This window comes from Massilia sp. IC2-278 (genome assembly GCF_020708045.1).
GTDB lineage: Bacteria > Pseudomonadota > Gammaproteobacteria > Burkholderiales > Burkholderiaceae_D > Telluria.
This window is the reverse complement of record NZ_JAJFES010000010.1, coordinates 68,696-82,956: the sequence shown is the minus strand read 5'-3', so window position 1 is coordinate 82,956 and position 14,261 is coordinate 68,696. Positions and strand designations below refer to the sequence as shown.

18 protein-coding genes are annotated in these 14,261 nt (G+C 63.7%); 13 read left to right on the top strand and 5 right to left on the bottom strand.

Annotation, left to right across the window (positions count from 1 at the left end; genetic code table 11):
* Nucleotides 1–71 precede the first annotated feature (71 nt).
* Nucleotides 72–1,121, top strand: coding sequence for a UDP-3-O-(3-hydroxymyristoyl)glucosamine N-acyltransferase (gene lpxD, locus LK540_RS17790; protein WP_229438647.1), 1,050 nt, complete (start codon nucleotides 72–74; stop codon nucleotides 1,119–1,121).
* A gap of 31 nt (nucleotides 1,122–1,152) precedes the next feature.
* Here the strand turns inward: lpxD and LK540_RS17785 are convergent, their stop codons facing one another.
* The 4 genes from LK540_RS17785 to LK540_RS17770 all read right to left on the bottom strand — a co-directional run bounded on the left by LK540_RS17785 (nucleotide 1,153) and on the right by LK540_RS17770 (nucleotide 3,686).
* The gene (locus LK540_RS17785) at nucleotides 1,153–1,626 is read right to left on the bottom strand and encodes a hypothetical protein (RefSeq protein ID WP_229438646.1); all 474 of its coding nucleotides are present in this window, start codon (nucleotides 1,624–1,626) and stop codon (nucleotides 1,153–1,155) included.
* A complete protein-coding gene (locus LK540_RS17780; RefSeq protein WP_229438645.1) occupies nucleotides 1,623–2,045 on the bottom strand; it encodes a hypothetical protein in 423 nt (140 codons plus the stop codon). The genes LK540_RS17785 and LK540_RS17780 overlap by 4 nt, the downstream gene beginning before the upstream one ends.
* A 65-nt stretch (nucleotides 2,046–2,110) precedes the next feature.
* On the bottom strand, nucleotides 2,111–2,704 hold the full coding sequence (locus LK540_RS17775; RefSeq protein ID WP_229438644.1) for a gamma-glutamylcyclotransferase: 594 nt from the start codon (nucleotides 2,702–2,704) through the stop codon (nucleotides 2,111–2,113).
* A 67-nt stretch (nucleotides 2,705–2,771) separates the two neighbouring features.
* Nucleotides 2,772–3,686 carry a LysR family transcriptional regulator gene (locus tag LK540_RS17770; protein ID WP_229438643.1) on the bottom strand — a complete coding sequence of 305 codons (915 nt, stop codon included), beginning with the start codon at nucleotides 3,684–3,686 and terminating at the stop codon, nucleotides 2,772–2,774.
* Nucleotides 3,687–3,779: 93 nt separating this feature from the next.
* Between LK540_RS17770 and LK540_RS17765 the strand changes: the two genes are divergently transcribed.
* The gene (locus LK540_RS17765) at nucleotides 3,780–4,805 is read left to right on the top strand and encodes a fumarylacetoacetate hydrolase family protein (RefSeq protein WP_229438642.1); all 1,026 of its coding nucleotides are present in this window, start codon (nucleotides 3,780–3,782) and stop codon (nucleotides 4,803–4,805) included.
* Entirely contained in the window at nucleotides 4,802–5,446 is a 645-nt protein-coding gene (gene maiA / locus LK540_RS17760) for a maleylacetoacetate isomerase (RefSeq protein ID WP_229438641.1), read from the top strand. Before LK540_RS17765 ends, maiA begins: the two co-directional genes overlap by 4 nt.
* Nucleotides 5,447–5,596: 150 nt before the next feature.
* On the opposite strand, the gene LK540_RS17755 is transcribed toward maiA, so the two are convergent.
* Nucleotides 5,597–6,028, bottom strand: coding sequence for a CBS domain-containing protein (locus tag LK540_RS17755; protein ID WP_229438640.1), 432 nt, complete (start codon nucleotides 6,026–6,028; stop codon nucleotides 5,597–5,599).
* Nucleotides 6,029–6,207: 179 nt separating this feature from the next.
* On the opposite strand from LK540_RS17755, the gene LK540_RS17750 reads away from it, so the two are divergent.
* The 10 genes from LK540_RS17750 (at nucleotide 6,208) to LK540_RS17705 (ending at nucleotide 14,257) form a co-directional block, all read left to right on the top strand.
* Nucleotides 6,208–6,978 carry a uracil-DNA glycosylase gene (locus LK540_RS17750; protein WP_229438720.1) on the top strand — a complete coding sequence of 257 codons (771 nt, stop codon included), beginning with the start codon at nucleotides 6,208–6,210 and terminating at the stop codon, nucleotides 6,976–6,978.
* A 305-nt stretch (nucleotides 6,979–7,283) separates the two neighbouring features.
* A complete protein-coding gene (iscR, locus tag LK540_RS17745; RefSeq protein ID WP_229438639.1) occupies nucleotides 7,284–7,775 on the top strand; it encodes a Fe-S cluster assembly transcriptional regulator IscR in 492 nt (163 codons plus the stop codon).
* A gap of 33 nt (nucleotides 7,776–7,808) precedes the next feature.
* On the top strand, nucleotides 7,809–9,065 hold the full coding sequence (locus LK540_RS17740; protein WP_229438638.1) for an IscS subfamily cysteine desulfurase: 1,257 nt from the start codon (nucleotides 7,809–7,811) through the stop codon (nucleotides 9,063–9,065).
* A gap of 36 nt (nucleotides 9,066–9,101) precedes the next feature.
* Nucleotides 9,102–9,488 carry a Fe-S cluster assembly scaffold IscU gene (iscU, locus tag LK540_RS17735; protein ID WP_229438637.1) on the top strand — a complete coding sequence of 129 codons (387 nt, stop codon included), beginning with the start codon at nucleotides 9,102–9,104 and terminating at the stop codon, nucleotides 9,486–9,488.
* A gap of 40 nt (nucleotides 9,489–9,528) precedes the next feature.
* A complete protein-coding gene (gene iscA / locus LK540_RS17730) occupies nucleotides 9,529–9,852 on the top strand; it encodes an iron-sulfur cluster assembly protein IscA (protein ID WP_229438636.1) in 324 nt (107 codons plus the stop codon).
* A gap of 7 nt (nucleotides 9,853–9,859) precedes the next feature.
* Entirely contained in the window at nucleotides 9,860–10,375 is a 516-nt protein-coding gene (hscB, locus tag LK540_RS17725; protein ID WP_229438635.1) for a Fe-S protein assembly co-chaperone HscB, read from the top strand.
* 261 nt (nucleotides 10,376–10,636) lie between these two features.
* On the top strand, nucleotides 10,637–12,526 hold the full coding sequence (gene hscA / locus LK540_RS17720) for a Fe-S protein assembly chaperone HscA (protein ID WP_229438634.1): 1,890 nt from the start codon (nucleotides 10,637–10,639) through the stop codon (nucleotides 12,524–12,526).
* Between the two features lie 251 nt (nucleotides 12,527–12,777).
* The gene (gene fdx / locus LK540_RS17715; protein ID WP_229438633.1) at nucleotides 12,778–13,119 is read left to right on the top strand and encodes an ISC system 2Fe-2S type ferredoxin; all 342 of its coding nucleotides are present in this window, start codon (nucleotides 12,778–12,780) and stop codon (nucleotides 13,117–13,119) included.
* Between the two features lie 33 nt (nucleotides 13,120–13,152).
* Entirely contained in the window at nucleotides 13,153–13,347 is a 195-nt protein-coding gene (gene iscX, locus LK540_RS17710) for a Fe-S cluster assembly protein IscX (protein ID WP_229438632.1), read from the top strand.
* On the top strand, nucleotides 13,334–14,257 hold the full coding sequence (locus tag LK540_RS17705) for an SAM-dependent methyltransferase (RefSeq protein WP_229438631.1): 924 nt from the start codon (nucleotides 13,334–13,336) through the stop codon (nucleotides 14,255–14,257). Before iscX ends, LK540_RS17705 begins: the two co-directional genes overlap by 14 nt.
* The last annotated feature ends 4 nt before the right edge of the window (nucleotides 14,258–14,261 follow it).

Sequence of the window (14,261 nt, the reverse complement as noted above, 5' to 3'; positions counted from 1 at the left end):
GGGTTGGGCTGGGTGTCCAATCCGGATTGATCGACGATCCATCTGCGAGGAGCGTGACCGTGGCGAACAACATGGCTATCCGTCTGGGCGAACTGGTCGAACGTTTCGGCGGCCAGCTGACAGGCGACCCCGGCATCGAAGTCACGGCCATTGCGCCGCTCGACCGTGCCGGCGCATCCGAGATCAGCTTCCTGAGCAACAGCAAGCTGCGTGGCCAGGCGGCGCGCAGCCAGGCTGCGGCGCTCATCCTCGCGCCGGGCGACGAACCCGAGGTGGCGGCCAGCTACGAGGGCGCGCGCATCGTCACCGCCAATCCCTATGCCTGGTTCGCACGCGCGGCGCAATTCTTCGTGGCCCTGGGCACGCCTGTGCCCGAGCCCGGCGTGCATCCGACGGCCTTCGTGCACCCTAGCGCCCGGGTCGACGCCAGCGCCCACCTCGGTCCCCATGTCACGGTCGAGGCGGGGGCCATCGTCAAGGCCGGCGCCATCATCGACGCCGGCTGCTACATCGGGCGCGAGGCGGTCGTCGGCGAAGACACGCATTTCTTTGCCAACGTCACCTTCCACGCCCGCTGCATCATCGGCGCACGCGGCATCGTCCACTCGGGCGCCGTCATCGGCGGCGACGGCTTCGGCTTTGCGGTGGATGGCGGCAGCTACATCAAGATTCCGCAAACCGGGCGCGTGGTGATCGGCGACGACGTCGACATCGGCTCGAATACCACGGTCGACCGCGGCGCGCTGGACGACACCGTCATCGAAGACGGGGTCAAGCTCGACAATCTCATCCAGATCGGCCACAACTGCCGCATCGGCGCACACACGGCCATGGCCGGCTGCGTGGGCGTGGCCGGCAGCGCCAACATCGGCAAGCATTGCACCTTCGGCGGCGCAGCCATGATCAATGGCCACATCGAGATCGTCGACAACGTCCACGTGACGGCCGCCACCATGGTGCCGAACTCGCTTACCGAGCCGGGTCGCTATACCGGCTACTTCCCGGTTGCCAGGAATGCGGAGTGGGAACGCAATGCGGTGCTGGTGCGCAATCTGTCGACGATGCGCGAGAAGGTGCGCGCGCTCGAAAAAGCAGTCCGGGCACTGAACGAAGGTAAGTAAAGCGGTGGGTGTGACACGCGGCCTGGCTGCCTTACCCGTTCAGCCCGAACGTCGTCACATCCAGCGGCTGCAGGGTGGTAATGTTGATTGCATAGACGCGATCGATGTAGGTCTGGAAGAACCAGAAACTCATTGCCAGGATCACCAGGCCGATGACCGTACTGCTCAATTCGAAACTGCCGGAGCCGATCTTCAGGGTCATGCCGGATTGGCCCCGGCTGCGGAAGTCGGAATAGAACTGCAGTGCGCTCAGGGCCACGCCGCAGCCGACCATGACGACCACCATGATCGACACCACGGTAGTTTGCCACTTCTGTTGTTCCAGCTTTTTCTCGAAGTCTTCCATCACCCGCACCTGATGCTCGGTCACTCGCTTCAGGTAGGCTTCCTGAATGGCATAGGTGCGCGCCCGGTATTCCACATAGGGGTTCTGGGCTTGCGCCGGGTGCAGCCAGAAAAATAGCGGCGCCAGGAGCAGGATGGCGAGGAAGTGAGCGGCTTTCATGGCGCAGTCTCCAGTTTTTTCAGCAAGGCATTGTATTTGTCGGCGGTCGCTCTCAGTTCCCGATATTCGCTGCGCGGAATGGTAATGTAGGGTGTGAGGTAAGTGTCCTTTGCTGATTCGCTGCCGGTCGGCCATAACGGCCTGGCTGGCTGGCGGTTCAATCCAGGGCCAATGATGACGCCCCCGCCGGTGGTGCCAACCGTGCCGCCGTCGGAGCAGGAAGGGCAAGCTTGCTGCAGTTGCTTGAGCAGCCGTCTCGTTTCCTCACGATTTTCCTCAGGCAGGTCCTTCGGCACCAGCACCCGGAAGTTACCGGCGGATTCGAGTTGACGGCTGCTGCTCATGCCGCTCGCGCCGTTCTGCGCCAGCACGGGCAGGCAAGCCAGCGGCAAGCACACGCTGATGATCCATTTGCGCACGATGTTCCCCGAAAGACCTGCGGCAGAGTGCAATCGCTACTCTGCTTTGAGCAGGAAATGGATACTTAAGTTCGCGCGACAACCTTGACCGGAGAGGGGACCAGTTTCATCAGGTGCCGCTCGATTTCGAACACATGCGGATCGTCCTTGCCCAGCTCGCGCAGGGCCCTGGCCAGTTCCAGCAGGTACTCGCTGTTCGGCCCGCTCGGACCGCGCGACGCTGCGATCTGGCGCGCGATGGCCTGCTTGCTGGCCGGCCCGAGGTAGGCGGCGTTTTCGTGGGTGGCGATGTACACCAGCCCCTCGGCGCTGCTGCCGTCCTCGAAGCGGATCTCGGTGGCCAGGCGCAGGTAGCCGTTCTTTTCGCGGTGGTCGAGGTGGGCGAATTCCTCGGGCGTGACCAGGTAGGCCATGCCGTGGCAGGTAGCCTCCGCGTCCGGCACCAGCGTCACCACGCGCCCTGGCGCGGCTTCGGTGCCACGGTGGTCGTGCGAGCCCTGCCAGAAGCGGCGCGTCCAGCCGGCGATGCTGGCCGGGCGGCGTTCGAGGAAGGGAAAGTCGGCCTTGTAGATCAGCGAGCCGTAGCCGAACAGCCAGACGCTGGCGTGGCTGTTGAACCTGTCCATGCGCTGGTTGATGGCGATGGTGTTGTGGGACATCGGTACGAACCTGGTAAAGAGGATCGCCCGATTCTAGCGCAACTGGGAAAAGCGGGCTGGCAGCCGGTCAGCCGCCCCCGACGGCCCGGCGTTTCGACGCCACATACGGAAACAGGAAATCGATGAAACTTTCCGCCGCCGGCGACAGCGAACGCCCGGCGCGGGTGTAGACGTAGAAGCGCCGCGTCAGCACCGGTTCCTCGAGCGGACGCATGCGCAGCTGGTACAGGCGCGCCAGCGGCTCGGCATAGGGCAGGCAGACCGTGATGCCGAGGCCGGCGCTGACCATCGCCAGGGCGGTGGTCATGAAAGTGACTTCGTTCGCCGGCTTCAGGGGCACCTCGCGCAGGACGGCATGCATGTCGGCCAGCAGGCGCTCGGTAAATTGGCCTTGCAGGGCGATGAAGGGGTAGCGCGTCACGTCCTGCCAGGTCACGCGCTCGGCGGCGTCCAGCGGGTGGCCCTGCGGGAAGACCAGGGCAAAGGGCATCTCGAACAGTTCGCGCGCTTCGAGCTGGGGCAGGGGTTCGCGCTCGGGGCCGATGCCGATGTCGGATTCGCCCGAGAGCACGCGTGCGATCACGCCGTCGACCTCGCTGTCGGCGATGCGTACTTCGATGTCGGGCTGATTGGTCCGGTAGGCGGCGATGGCTTCGGGCAGCAGGGTGCAGCACATCAGTTGCGGTGCGGTAATGCGGACGATCCCTTTTCGCAGCTGCGTGTGGTCCGCCACGTTCGCCAGCGCACCGTCGAGATCGTCGATCATCTGGCTAAATAGCGGATACAGCTCGCGGCCGATGTCGGTCAGGGTGATCTTGCGGGTCGAGCGGTCGACCACGCGAGCGTTCAGGGTTTGTTCGAGTTCCTTGATCAAACCCGACAACGCCGATTGCGTGACGTGCATGGTCTGCGCCGCCAGCGTAAAGTTGCCAGTCTTGGCCAGCGCGACGAAGGCCCGCATCTGGCGCAGGGTGGGATTCATAAGATAATCCGATAAATGAGCCGGAAAATATTGTTTGTATGATAGTCCGTTTTCATCTTTAATGGCGGCAACAATGCAAAACAAAGGAGCGCCATGAAACTCGCCACTCTCAAATCCGGCGGCCGCGACGGTACGCTGGTCGTCGTCAGCCGCGACCTGGTCACTTGCCAGGCCGTCCCGGAAATCGCCCGCACCCTGCAGGCCGCCCTGGACGACTGGGACCGCGTCGCCCCCCAGCTGCAAACTGTCTACGATCAATTGAACGACGGTACAGCCGACGCGGCCGATTCCTTTATCGAGATGGAATGCCATTCGCCGCTGCCGCGCGCCTATCAGTGGGCCGACGGTTCGGCCTACATCAACCACGTCGAGCTGGTGCGCAAGGCGCGCAACGCCGAGGTGCCGGCCTCGTTCTATACCGATCCGCTGATGTACCAGGGCGGTGGCGATGCCTTTATCGGCCCTTGCGATCCGATCGCCGTGCTGTCGGAAGAGTGGGGTGTCGACCTGGAAGCCGAAGTGGCGGTCGTGACCGGCGACGTGCCGATGGGCGCCAGCATCGAACAGGCCGCCCAAGCGATCCGCCTGGTGATGCTGGTCAACGACGTCTCGCTGCGCAACCTGATTCCAGGCGAACTGGCCAAGGGCTTCGGCTTCTACCAGTCGAAGCCGGCCAGCGCCTTTTCGCCGGTGGCCGTCACGCCGGACGAGCTGGGCGAGGCCTGGGCAGATTCGAAACTGCACCTGCCGCTACGCGTGACCCTGAACGATCAACTCTTCGGCAAACCGAACGCCGGCGAAGACATGACCTTCAGCTTCGCCCAATTGATCGCGCACGCGGCCAAGACGCGCGAACTGGGCGCGGGCAGCATCATCGGTTCCGGCACGGTGTCGAACAAGCAGGGCAATTTGCATGGCTCCAGCATCGCCAACGGCGGCGTCGGCTACTGCTGCCTAGCCGAGGTGCGGATGTACGAAACCATCGAACACGGCGCGCCGAAAACGCCGTTCCTGCGCTTTGGCGACAGCGTGCGCATCGAAATGCTGGACGTCACCGGTGCGAGCATCTTCGGCGCCATCGACCACGAAGTCGCGCATTACCACGGGAGGAAGGAATGAAGCTCTACACGTATTTCCGCAGCTCGGCAGCCTACCGGGTGCGGATCGCGCTGAACCTGAAGGGCCTCACCTACGACGCGGTGCCGGTGCACCTGCTCAAGGACGGCGGCCAGCAGCGCCAGGAGGAATACCGCAAGATCAATCCGAGTGGCCTGGTGCCGGCTTTCCAGGACGACCGCATCACGCTGACCCAGTCGATGGCCATCATCGAATACCTCGACGAGCGCTTTCCGGCCGTGCCGCTGATGCCGAGCGACGCCCCGGGCCGCGCCCGCGTGCGCGAGCTGGCGCAGATCATCGCCTGCGACATCCATCCGCTGAACAATTTGCGCGTGCTGCGCCACCTGGTGGGCGAGCTGAAACTGAGCGAGGAAGCCAAGACCGAGTGGATCCAGCACTGGATCCGCGAAGGCCTGGCAGGCCTCGAAGCCCATCTGGCGCGCGACCCGGCCGCCGGCCCCTTCAGCCACGGCGCTTCGCCGACCATGGCCGACTGCTTCCTGGTGCCGCAGGTCTTCAATGCCCAGCGCTTCGGCATCGAGATCGGCGATTACCCGAACATCGCACGCATCCACGCGCATTGCATCGCGCTGCCGGCCTTCGACGCCGCCCATCCTTCGAAGCAGCCCGACGCGGAGTAATCGTCTGGCGCCAGCGGCTCAAGTGTAGGGTGGTCGGCTCCACCCGGCACGATGCTCATCCGTGCCGCTGGCGCCGCCCATGCGTCGATCGCTGCCGCTTGTGCGGCCCCGCACGCACTGCCATCCGGTCGCGACCGGATCAAACCCGGTTCACGACCGATCCGGCTCCGACGGCGTCGAAATCTCGTCCAGCGTCTGCTCGACCTCGACCGGCGCCTTGGTCACCACGTCGCCCAGCGACACGATGCCGATCACCTGGCCATTGCCGTCGACCACCGGCACGCGCCGGATCTGCACGTCGGCCATCTGCGCCAGCACGTCTTCCACGCCCTGGTCGACCGTGCAGGTGCGTACGTCGGTGCTCATCACATCGTTCACACGGGTGCTGGCCGGGTCCTGGCCGACGGCCACCGAGCGCACGGTGATGTCGCGGTCGGTGATCATGCCGACCAGCCTGCCGTCGTCCACGACCGGGATCGCACCCACGTTCAGCTCGTCCATCAGCTGGGCTGCGCGCTGCACGCTGTCTTGCGTGGAAATGGTCTGTACGTCGCGTGTCATCACCTCTTGAATCGTTTGCATCCTTGCGCTCCTTTTTGTCGGATTGGCGGGCCAGGCCGCGGGAAGGACATCCTGCCCTGAATCGCCGCCGCGCTGCGCCAGATTGAAGCGCGGAATCATGGCTCGCCCTCGCGCCCCGCGCCTGCATGCTGGGCTACAATCCGTTTCCTTTTTCGCGCCTGCATGATATGACCGACACGATGACCGAGACCACTGTCCCCGCCGCCATCCTGAATGCCCTCGACCTTGCCGATGCCTCCTGGCGCCCGCATCTGCTGCGCGGCCTGGAAGCGGTGGCGCAGGCCAACCCGGGTTACCTGCCGGCGCTGGCGGTCGACAGCTACCTGCCCACCGAAGGCCGCCTGTTTGCCGCATTTGCCCAGCCGCTGGAAAAGGTGCGCTATGTGCTGGTGGGGGAGGGGCCGTATCCGCGCGCCGAGAGTGCGACCGGGGTCTGCTTCATGGATGGCGCCGTCGGCGCACTGTGGAGCGCAGGCGGGCTGTCGAAGCCGGTGAACCGCGCCACCTCGCTGCGCAACTTCATGAAGATGCTGCTGGTAGCGGATGGGCAACTCCAGCCGGACGCGACCGGGGGCGAGGCGATGGCGCCGGTGGCGGCTGCCGCCATGTCGAACGGGTCGATCCAGACGCTGCCGGAATTGCAGGCGAATTTGACCGGCGAAGGTTTCCTGCTGCTGAATGCGTCGCTGGTATTCCGGTCGCATGTGAAGCCGGTGATCGATGCGCGGGCCTGGTTGCCTTTCCTGCAAGTCGTACTCGAGGTGTTGGCGCAGAAGGCCACGCCGCCGACGCTGGTGTTGTGGGGGAAGATTGCGGAGGAGTTGAGAAAGCTGCCGGAGACGGGGAGGTTTCCGCAGGCGGTGGCGGAGCATCCATATAACTTGACGTTCATTGCCAACCAAGGGATGCAGGCGTTGTTCGGGCCGATGCGCTTGTTGCGCAGGCGCTGATTGTGGATGCCGGTGAGGGCGCGACAGGGTGGCGTCGCGTATCACCGCGTGGGCAGCGCTCACATAGCGGATGATCTGGTGTTGGCGGTGGAGCTGTCCACCCTACGGTCACGGCCGCAGACTGCGGCGGATGAGCCAGCGATCGGCCTCCGGCGGTTTTTGGGGGTGCCAAGACAAGGCCCCCGGAATTTGCTATACTTGACTAAATCGTTCAACTAATCCGGTTTTTAAGAAGCAGCAACGAAGTGTTGATGCCGATGCGATTAGTGAACAAGAGCAATATTTTAACATTAACCGGGGTTGTGATGCGTCTGACCACCAAAGGCCGCTTTGCTGTTACTGCGATGATCGATCTTGCCCTGCGCCAGGGCAACGGTCCGGTCACGCTGTCGGGCATCAGCCAGCGCCAGGCGATTTCGCTGTCTTACCTGGAGCAGCTGTTCGGCAAGCTGCGCCGCCACGAGATCGTCGAATCGATCCGCGGTCCGGGCGGTGGCTACAGCCTGGCCCGTCCAGCCGAAAAAGTCACCGTGGCCGACATCATCATCGCGGTTGACGAGCCGCTCGATGCCACGCAGTGCGGCGGCAAGGAAAACTGCCACGGGGCGGACGCGGCCAGCGGCACGCGCTGCATGACGCACGAGCTGTGGACCACGCTGAACGCCAAGATGGTCGACTACCTGGACTCGGTGTCCCTGCAAGACCTGGTCGACCAGCAAAAGCAGAAAGAACAAAACGTCGTGGTGGTGCACCGTGCCGCCGCAGCTGCCACTGCCCCGGCAGTCGAGCAGAACTGAACAAACTGAAGCACAGCAAACTGGAGTGAACTGATGAACGCGCCTTTGGACAAAAAAATCGAGCAGAGCTTCGTGACTGCGCCGCATTTCCCGATCTACATGGACTACTCGGCCACCACGCCGATCGATCCACGCGTCGCCGATAAAATGATTCCCTTCCTGCGCGAGCAGTTCGGCAATCCGGCATCGCGCAGCCACATGTATGGCTGGACCGCCGAAGCGGCGATCGAGGAAGCGCGCGCGAACGTGGCCGCCCTGGTCGGCGCCGATCCGCGCGAAATCATCTGGACCTCGGGCGCGACCGAATCGAACAACCTCGCCATCAAGGGCGCTGCCAACTTCTATAAAACGAAGGGCAAGCACATCATCACCGTGAAGACCGAGCACAAGGCTGTGCTCGATACGGTGCGCGAGCTGGAGCGCGTCGGCTTCGAGGCGACTTACCTCGAGCCGCAGGACAATGGCCTGATTACCATCGCCCAGCTGGAAGCGGCGATCCGCCCGGACACCATCCTGGTCTCGGTGATGCTGGTGAATAACGAGATCGGCGTCATCCAGCCGATCGACGAGATCGGCGCGCTGTGCCGCTCGAAAGGCATCATCTTCCACTGCGACGCTGCCCAGGCAACCGGCAAGGTGCACATCGACCTGGAAAAAACCAAGTGCGACCTGATGACCTTCACCGCGCACAAGACCTATGGCCCGAAAGGCGTGGGCGCCCTGTACGTGCGCCGCAAGCCGCGCGTGCGCCTGGAAGCGCAGATGCACGGCGGCGGCCATGAGCGCGGCCTGCGTTCGGGCACGCTGCCGACGCACCAGATCGTGGGCATGGGCGAAGCCTTCCGCATCGCCAAGGAAGAGATGGACGCCGAGCTGGTCAAGGTAAAAGCGCTGCGCGACCGCCTGGCCAAGGGCCTGATGGAGATCGAAGAGGTCTACATCAACGGCGACATGGAACACCGCGTGCCGCACAACCTGAACGTCTCGTTCAACTATGTCGAAGGCGAGTCGCTGATCATGGCGATCAAGGACATCGCGGTGTCGTCGGGTTCGGCCTGCACCTCGGCCTCGCTGGAGCCGTCGTACGTGCTGCGCGCCCTGGGCCGCAGCGACGAACTGGCGCACAGCTCGATCCGCTTCACGATCGGCCGCTTCACGACCGAGGAAGACATCGACTTCACGATCGAACTGCTGAAGTCCAAGGTCGGTAAGCTGCGCGAACTGTCGCCGCTGTGGGACATGTTCAAGGACGGCATCGACCTCAATTCGATTCAGTGGGCAGCCCACTAATTTACAGACGCATTCAAAGAATACAGGAGCATCACCATGGCATATTCGGACAAAGTACTCGACCACTACGAAAACCCGCGCAACGTCGGCGCCTTTGAAAAAGGCGACGAATCGGTCGGCACAGGCATGGTCGGCGCCCCGGCCTGCGGCGACGTGATGAAGCTGCAGATCAAGGTCAACGAGCAAGGCCTGATCGAAGACGCGAAGTTCAAGACCTATGGCTGCGGTTCGGCCATCGCATCGAGCTCGCTCGTGACCGAATGGGTCAAGGGCAAGAGCCTGGACGAAGCGCTGGCCATCAAGAACACGCAGATCGCCGAAGAACTGGCGCTGCCGCCGGTCAAGATCCACTGCTCGATCCTGGCCGAAGACGCGATCAAGGCCGCCGTCGCCGACTACAAGACCAAGCACCCGAGCGCGTAAGCACTCAGTTGTACACAGTAGAACTAGCTGGAGGAACCACATGGCAATCACACTGACCGAAAAAGCGGCGAAGCACGTCAACCGCTACATCGAGCGCCGCGGCAAGGGCCTCGGGCTGCGTTTCGGCGTGCGCACCACCGGCTGCTCCGGCCTGGCCTACAAGCTGGAGTACGTCGACGAAGCGGCGGACGAGGACAATGTCTTCGAGTCGTTTGGCGTGAAGGTCTTCGTCGACCCGAAAAGCCTGCCTTACATCGACGGCACCGAACTCGACTTCGCCCGCGAGGGCCTGAACGAAGGCTTCCGCTTCAACAACCCGAACGTCAAGGACAATTGCGGTTGCGGCGAGAGCTTCCGGATCTGATCGTCCGATGCAGAACCATTTCGAGCTGTTCCAGCTGCCGGCGCGCTTCGATGTCGATCTGACTGCGCTGGACGCGGCCTACCGCGAAGTGCAGGGCCGCGTGCACCCCGACCGCTTCGTGAACGCCACCGACGCCGAGAAGCGCGTCGCGATGCAGTGGGCGACGCGGGCCAACGAGGCCTATCAAACGCTGAAGAACCCGCAGAAACGCGCGCAGTATTTGATCGAGCTGAACGGCGTCGATTTGCAGACCGAGTCGAACACGGCGATGCCGATGGCCTTCCTGATGCAGCAGATGGAATGGCGCGAAGCACTCGGGGACGCGCGTGCTTCAAAGGATGCGTCGGCGTTGGACGAGCTTGACGCCCAGGTGCGCGGCGAACGCAAGGCGATGCTGGCGCAGGTCGGGCAGCAGATCAATGCGGGCGAATACGGGAAGGCGGCTGAAGGCGTGCGCGCGCTGATGTTCCTCGACAAGTTCGGCGATGAGGTGCAGTACGCGTTCGAGGCGATCGAGGGTTAAAACGAACCTTGAGTGGGCGGCAGATGCCGCCCACAAGTACAATGAGGGTTTGCTTTTGTAGGGTGGACACCTGTGTCCACGCGGTACGACGCTTGACCCACCGTGGCGCGTATAAAAATCACTCGAGACAAACCCATTTGTATTGAATCGGCACCGTCTCTGTTCACCATGTGCATCCGCGTGGACACGGGTGTCCACCCTACAAAACCGGCCATCGCGGCACAGGTCACGCACCCCAAGAATAACAACCAGGTAACAACAATGGCACTTTTGCAGATTTCCGAACCCGGCATGTCGACCGCACCGCACCAGCACCGGCTGGCGGTGGGCATCGACCTGGGCACCACCAATTCGCTCGTCGCCACGGTGCGCAGCGGCAGCCCTGAAGTGCTGAGCGACGAAGACGGCCGCGCGCTGCTGCCGTCGATCGTGCGTTATCTGCCGAACGGCCACGCCCACATCGGCCACAAGGCGCGCGCCTACCAGACCACCGATCCGAAGAACACCGTCGTCTCGGTGAAGCGCTTCATGGGCCGCGGCCTGAAGGACATTGCCCACGCCGAGAACCTGCCCTACGATTTCGTCGACGGCGAAGGCATGGTCCAGATCAAGACCGTCGCCGGCGTGAAAAGCCCGGTCGAGACCTCAGCCCAGATCTTGGCCACGCTGCGCCAGCGCGCCGAGGATTCGCTCGGCGACGAACTGGTCGGCGCGGTCATCACCGTGCCCGCCTACTTCGACGACGCCCAGCGCCAGGCCACCAAGGACGCGGCCCAGCTGGCCGGCCTGAACGTGCTGCGCCTGCTGTCGGAACCGACCGCTGCGGCGATTGCCTACGGTCTCGATCACGGCAAGGAAGGCGTCTACGCCGTGTACGACCTCGGCGGCGGCACCTTCGACATCTCCATCCTCAAGCTGTCGAAAGGCGTGTTCGAAGTGCTGTCCACCGGCGGCGACTCGGCCCTGGGCGGCGACGACTTCGACCACCGCCTGTTCTGCTGGATCAACGAGCAGGCCAAGCTGGCCCCGCTGTCCGACGAAGACACCGCCACCTTGATGGTGAAGGCGCGCCAGGCCAAGGAACTGCTGTCGACCAACGACGACACCACGATCGACGCCATCCTGAACTCGGGCGAGATCGTGCATGTGACGATCACGGCCGCGACCTTTGCCGAGATCACCAAGCACTTGGTGGCGAAAACCATGAACGCGATCCGCAAGGCCATGCGCGACGCGAACGTGAGCGTGGAAGACATCGATGGCGTGGTGATGGTCGGCGGCGCCACGCGCATGCCGCACGTGCGCCGCGCGGTGGGCGACTACTTCCACACCATCCCGCACGCGAACATCGACCCGGACAAGGTGGTGGCGCTGGGCGCCGCCATCCAGGCCAACCTGCTGGCCGGTAACCGCGCCGAAGGCGACGACTGGCTGCTGCTGGACGTGACCCCGCTGTCGCTCGGCATCGAGACCATGGGCGGCCTGGTCGAGAAGATCATCCCGCGCAATTCGACGATTCCATGCGCGCGTGCGCAGGAGTTCACGACCTTCAAGGATGGCCAGACGGCCCTGGCCGTGCACGTGGTGCAGGGTGAGCGCGAGCTGGTGTCGGATTGCCGCTCGCTGGCGCGTTTTGAATTGCGCGGCATTCCGCCGATGGCGGCCGGCGCGGCGCGCATCCGCGTGACCTACCAGGTCGATGCGGACGGGCTGCTGTCGGTGTCGGCGCGCGAAACGCGTTCGGGCGTGGAAGCCTCGATCACGGTCAAGCCGTCCTACGGCCTGGGCGACGACGAAGTGGCGCGCATGCTGCAGGATTCGTACAGCTCGGCGCAGGTCGACATGCAGATGCGCGCGCTGCGCGAAGAGCAGGTCGAGGCCGAGCGCATTTTGCTGGCGACGCAGTCGGCGCTGGATTCGGATGCCGATCTGCTCAGCGTTGAAGAGCAGGATGCGGTGGCGAAGCTGATCCATGGCGTGCGCGACGCGGTGCACCGCTCGAACGACACCGACGTGGAGCCGGGCGCGCGCCAGAACGCGCTGCACGACGCGGTCCAGGCGCTCGCCCACGGCACCGAGGAATTCGCCGCGCGCCGCATGGACAAGAGCGTGCGCAGCGCGCTGGCTGGGAAGTCGCTGGACGAGGTTTGATCGGCCGTATGAAATAAACGCAGCGGCGACCGTAGGGTGGGCACCCCGTGCCCACGCGGAACGACGCGCTAACGAGACGCTTTTCCACGCGCGAACAATGCGCAGAGTTTGCGGCTCCAGAAGCGTCAACGCGGCTCATGCTTCCGCGTGGGCACGGAGTGCCCACCCTACGGTCGGCGCAAACCGCCAGATCACGGCTAGCGAACATCACGCTGCCAAAAAACGATATAAATAATTTACGAGGTAACAAAGTGCCACAAATCGTCATCCTGCCCCACCCGACGTTCTGCCCTGACGGCGCCGTCCTGGAAGCCCCGGCCGGCAAGTCCGTCTGCGACGTCCTGCTCGAGAACGACATCGAGATCGAACACGCCTGCGACCGCGTCTGCGCCTGCACCACCTGCCACGTGATCGTGCGCGAAGGCTTCGATTCGCTGAACGAGCTGGAAGAAAAAGAAGAAGACATGCTCGACAAGGCCTGGGGCCTGGAGCCGAATTCGCGCCTGTCCTGCCAGGCGATCATCGCCGAGGAAGACCTGGTCGTCGAGATCCCGAAATACACGATCAACCACGCAGCCGAAAAGAACCATTAATCACTCCTTAACAACGCACTGACAGGATCTGCCATGAAGTGGACCGACGTCACGAGCATCGCCGAAGCACTCTACGAACAGTATCCCGACGTCGATCCGGCGACGGTGCGCTTCGTGGACCTGCACAACTGGGTCGTCGCGCTCCCGGGCTTCGACGACGACCGCACGCGCGGCGGCGAGCGCGTACTGGAAGCCATTCAGGCAGCATGGATCGATGAAGCACGCTAAGCACAACACCACCAAGGCCCCGGCAGCACCGGAGCTCCCACCCGAGGTCCGCCCAGGCCAGTCGATCGAGCTGCTGAAGGAACTGCACATCCTCACGCGCGACGCCAAGCTGAACCAGGACAGCCGCCGCAAGCTCAAGCAGGTCTACCACCTGGTCAACTTCATCGAGCCGCTACTGAACGACGTGCGCGCCGAGAAGGGCACGGTCTCGCTGGTCGACCATGGCGCCGGCAAGTCCTACCTCGGCTTCATCCTGTACGACCTGTTCTTCAAGACGCTGGACGACGCCTCGCACATCTACGGCATCGAGACCCGCGAAGAGCTGGTGGCGAAATCGACCGAGCTGGCGGCGCGCCTGGGCTTCCAGAACATGTCCTTCCTGCCGCTGTCGGTGGCGGAGTCGACCACCTCGAGCGAGCTGCCCGAGACCCTCGACGTCGTCACCGCGCTCCACGCCTGCAACACGGCCACCGACGACGCCATCGACTTCGCGCTGAAGAAGAAGGCCAAGCACATGGTGCTGGTGCCGTGCTGCCAGGCCGAAGTGGCCACCGTGCTGCGCAAGAACAAGGGCAAGGACCTGGGCAAAAGCGCGCTCACCGAAATCTGGCGCCATCCGATCCACACGCGCGAGTTCGGGAGCCAGGTCACCAATGTGCTGCGCTGTCTGCAGCTGGAAGCCCATGGCTACCAGGTGACGGTGACGGAGCTGGTCGGCTGGGAGCACTCGATGAAGAACGAGCTGATCGTCGCCACGTACAAGAACCTGCCGCGCCGCCGTCCGAGTGAGCGCCTGCAGGAAGTGCTGTCCACGCTGGGCCTGGAAGAGATGGGCCAGCGTTTCTATACCTCGCACGTTGAGCGAGCCGAATTTCAAGCTGACCCTCAAGCAGTAACTCAAAACGACTGATAAC

Coding starts and splice junctions, on each gene's coding strand:
- LK540_RS17770 (WP_229438643.1), bottom strand. CDS start 3,686: ATGAATCCCACCCTGCGCCAGATGCGGGCCTTCGTCGCGCTGGCCAAG.
- iscR (WP_229438639.1), top strand. CDS start 7,284: ATGCGTCTGACCACCAAAGGCCGCTTTGCTGTTACTGCGATGATCGAT.
- iscA (WP_229438636.1), top strand. CDS start 9,529: ATGGCAATCACACTGACCGAAAAAGCGGCGAAGCACGTCAACCGCTAC.
- LK540_RS17740 (WP_229438638.1), top strand. CDS start 7,809: ATGAACGCGCCTTTGGACAAAAAAATCGAGCAGAGCTTCGTGACTGCG.
- LK540_RS17765 (WP_229438642.1), top strand. CDS start 3,780: ATGAAACTCGCCACTCTCAAATCCGGCGGCCGCGACGGTACGCTGGTC.
- hscA (WP_229438634.1), top strand. CDS start 10,637: ATGGCACTTTTGCAGATTTCCGAACCCGGCATGTCGACCGCACCGCAC.
- LK540_RS17755 (WP_229438640.1), bottom strand. CDS start 6,028: ATGCAAACGATTCAAGAGGTGATGACACGCGACGTACAGACCATTTCC.
- hscB (WP_229438635.1), top strand. CDS start 9,860: ATGCAGAACCATTTCGAGCTGTTCCAGCTGCCGGCGCGCTTCGATGTC.
- iscX (WP_229438632.1), top strand. CDS start 13,153: ATGAAGTGGACCGACGTCACGAGCATCGCCGAAGCACTCTACGAACAG.
- LK540_RS17705 (WP_229438631.1), top strand. CDS start 13,334: ATGAAGCACGCTAAGCACAACACCACCAAGGCCCCGGCAGCACCGGAG.
- LK540_RS17750 (WP_229438720.1), top strand. CDS start 6,208: ATGACCGAGACCACTGTCCCCGCCGCCATCCTGAATGCCCTCGACCTT.
- LK540_RS17785 (WP_229438646.1), bottom strand. CDS start 1,626: ATGAAAGCCGCTCACTTCCTCGCCATCCTGCTCCTGGCGCCGCTATTT.
- LK540_RS17775 (WP_229438644.1), bottom strand. CDS start 2,704: ATGTCCCACAACACCATCGCCATCAACCAGCGCATGGACAGGTTCAAC.
- lpxD (WP_229438647.1), top strand. CDS start 72: ATGGCTATCCGTCTGGGCGAACTGGTCGAACGTTTCGGCGGCCAGCTG.
- maiA (WP_229438641.1), top strand. CDS start 4,802: ATGAAGCTCTACACGTATTTCCGCAGCTCGGCAGCCTACCGGGTGCGG.
- iscU (WP_229438637.1), top strand. CDS start 9,102: ATGGCATATTCGGACAAAGTACTCGACCACTACGAAAACCCGCGCAAC.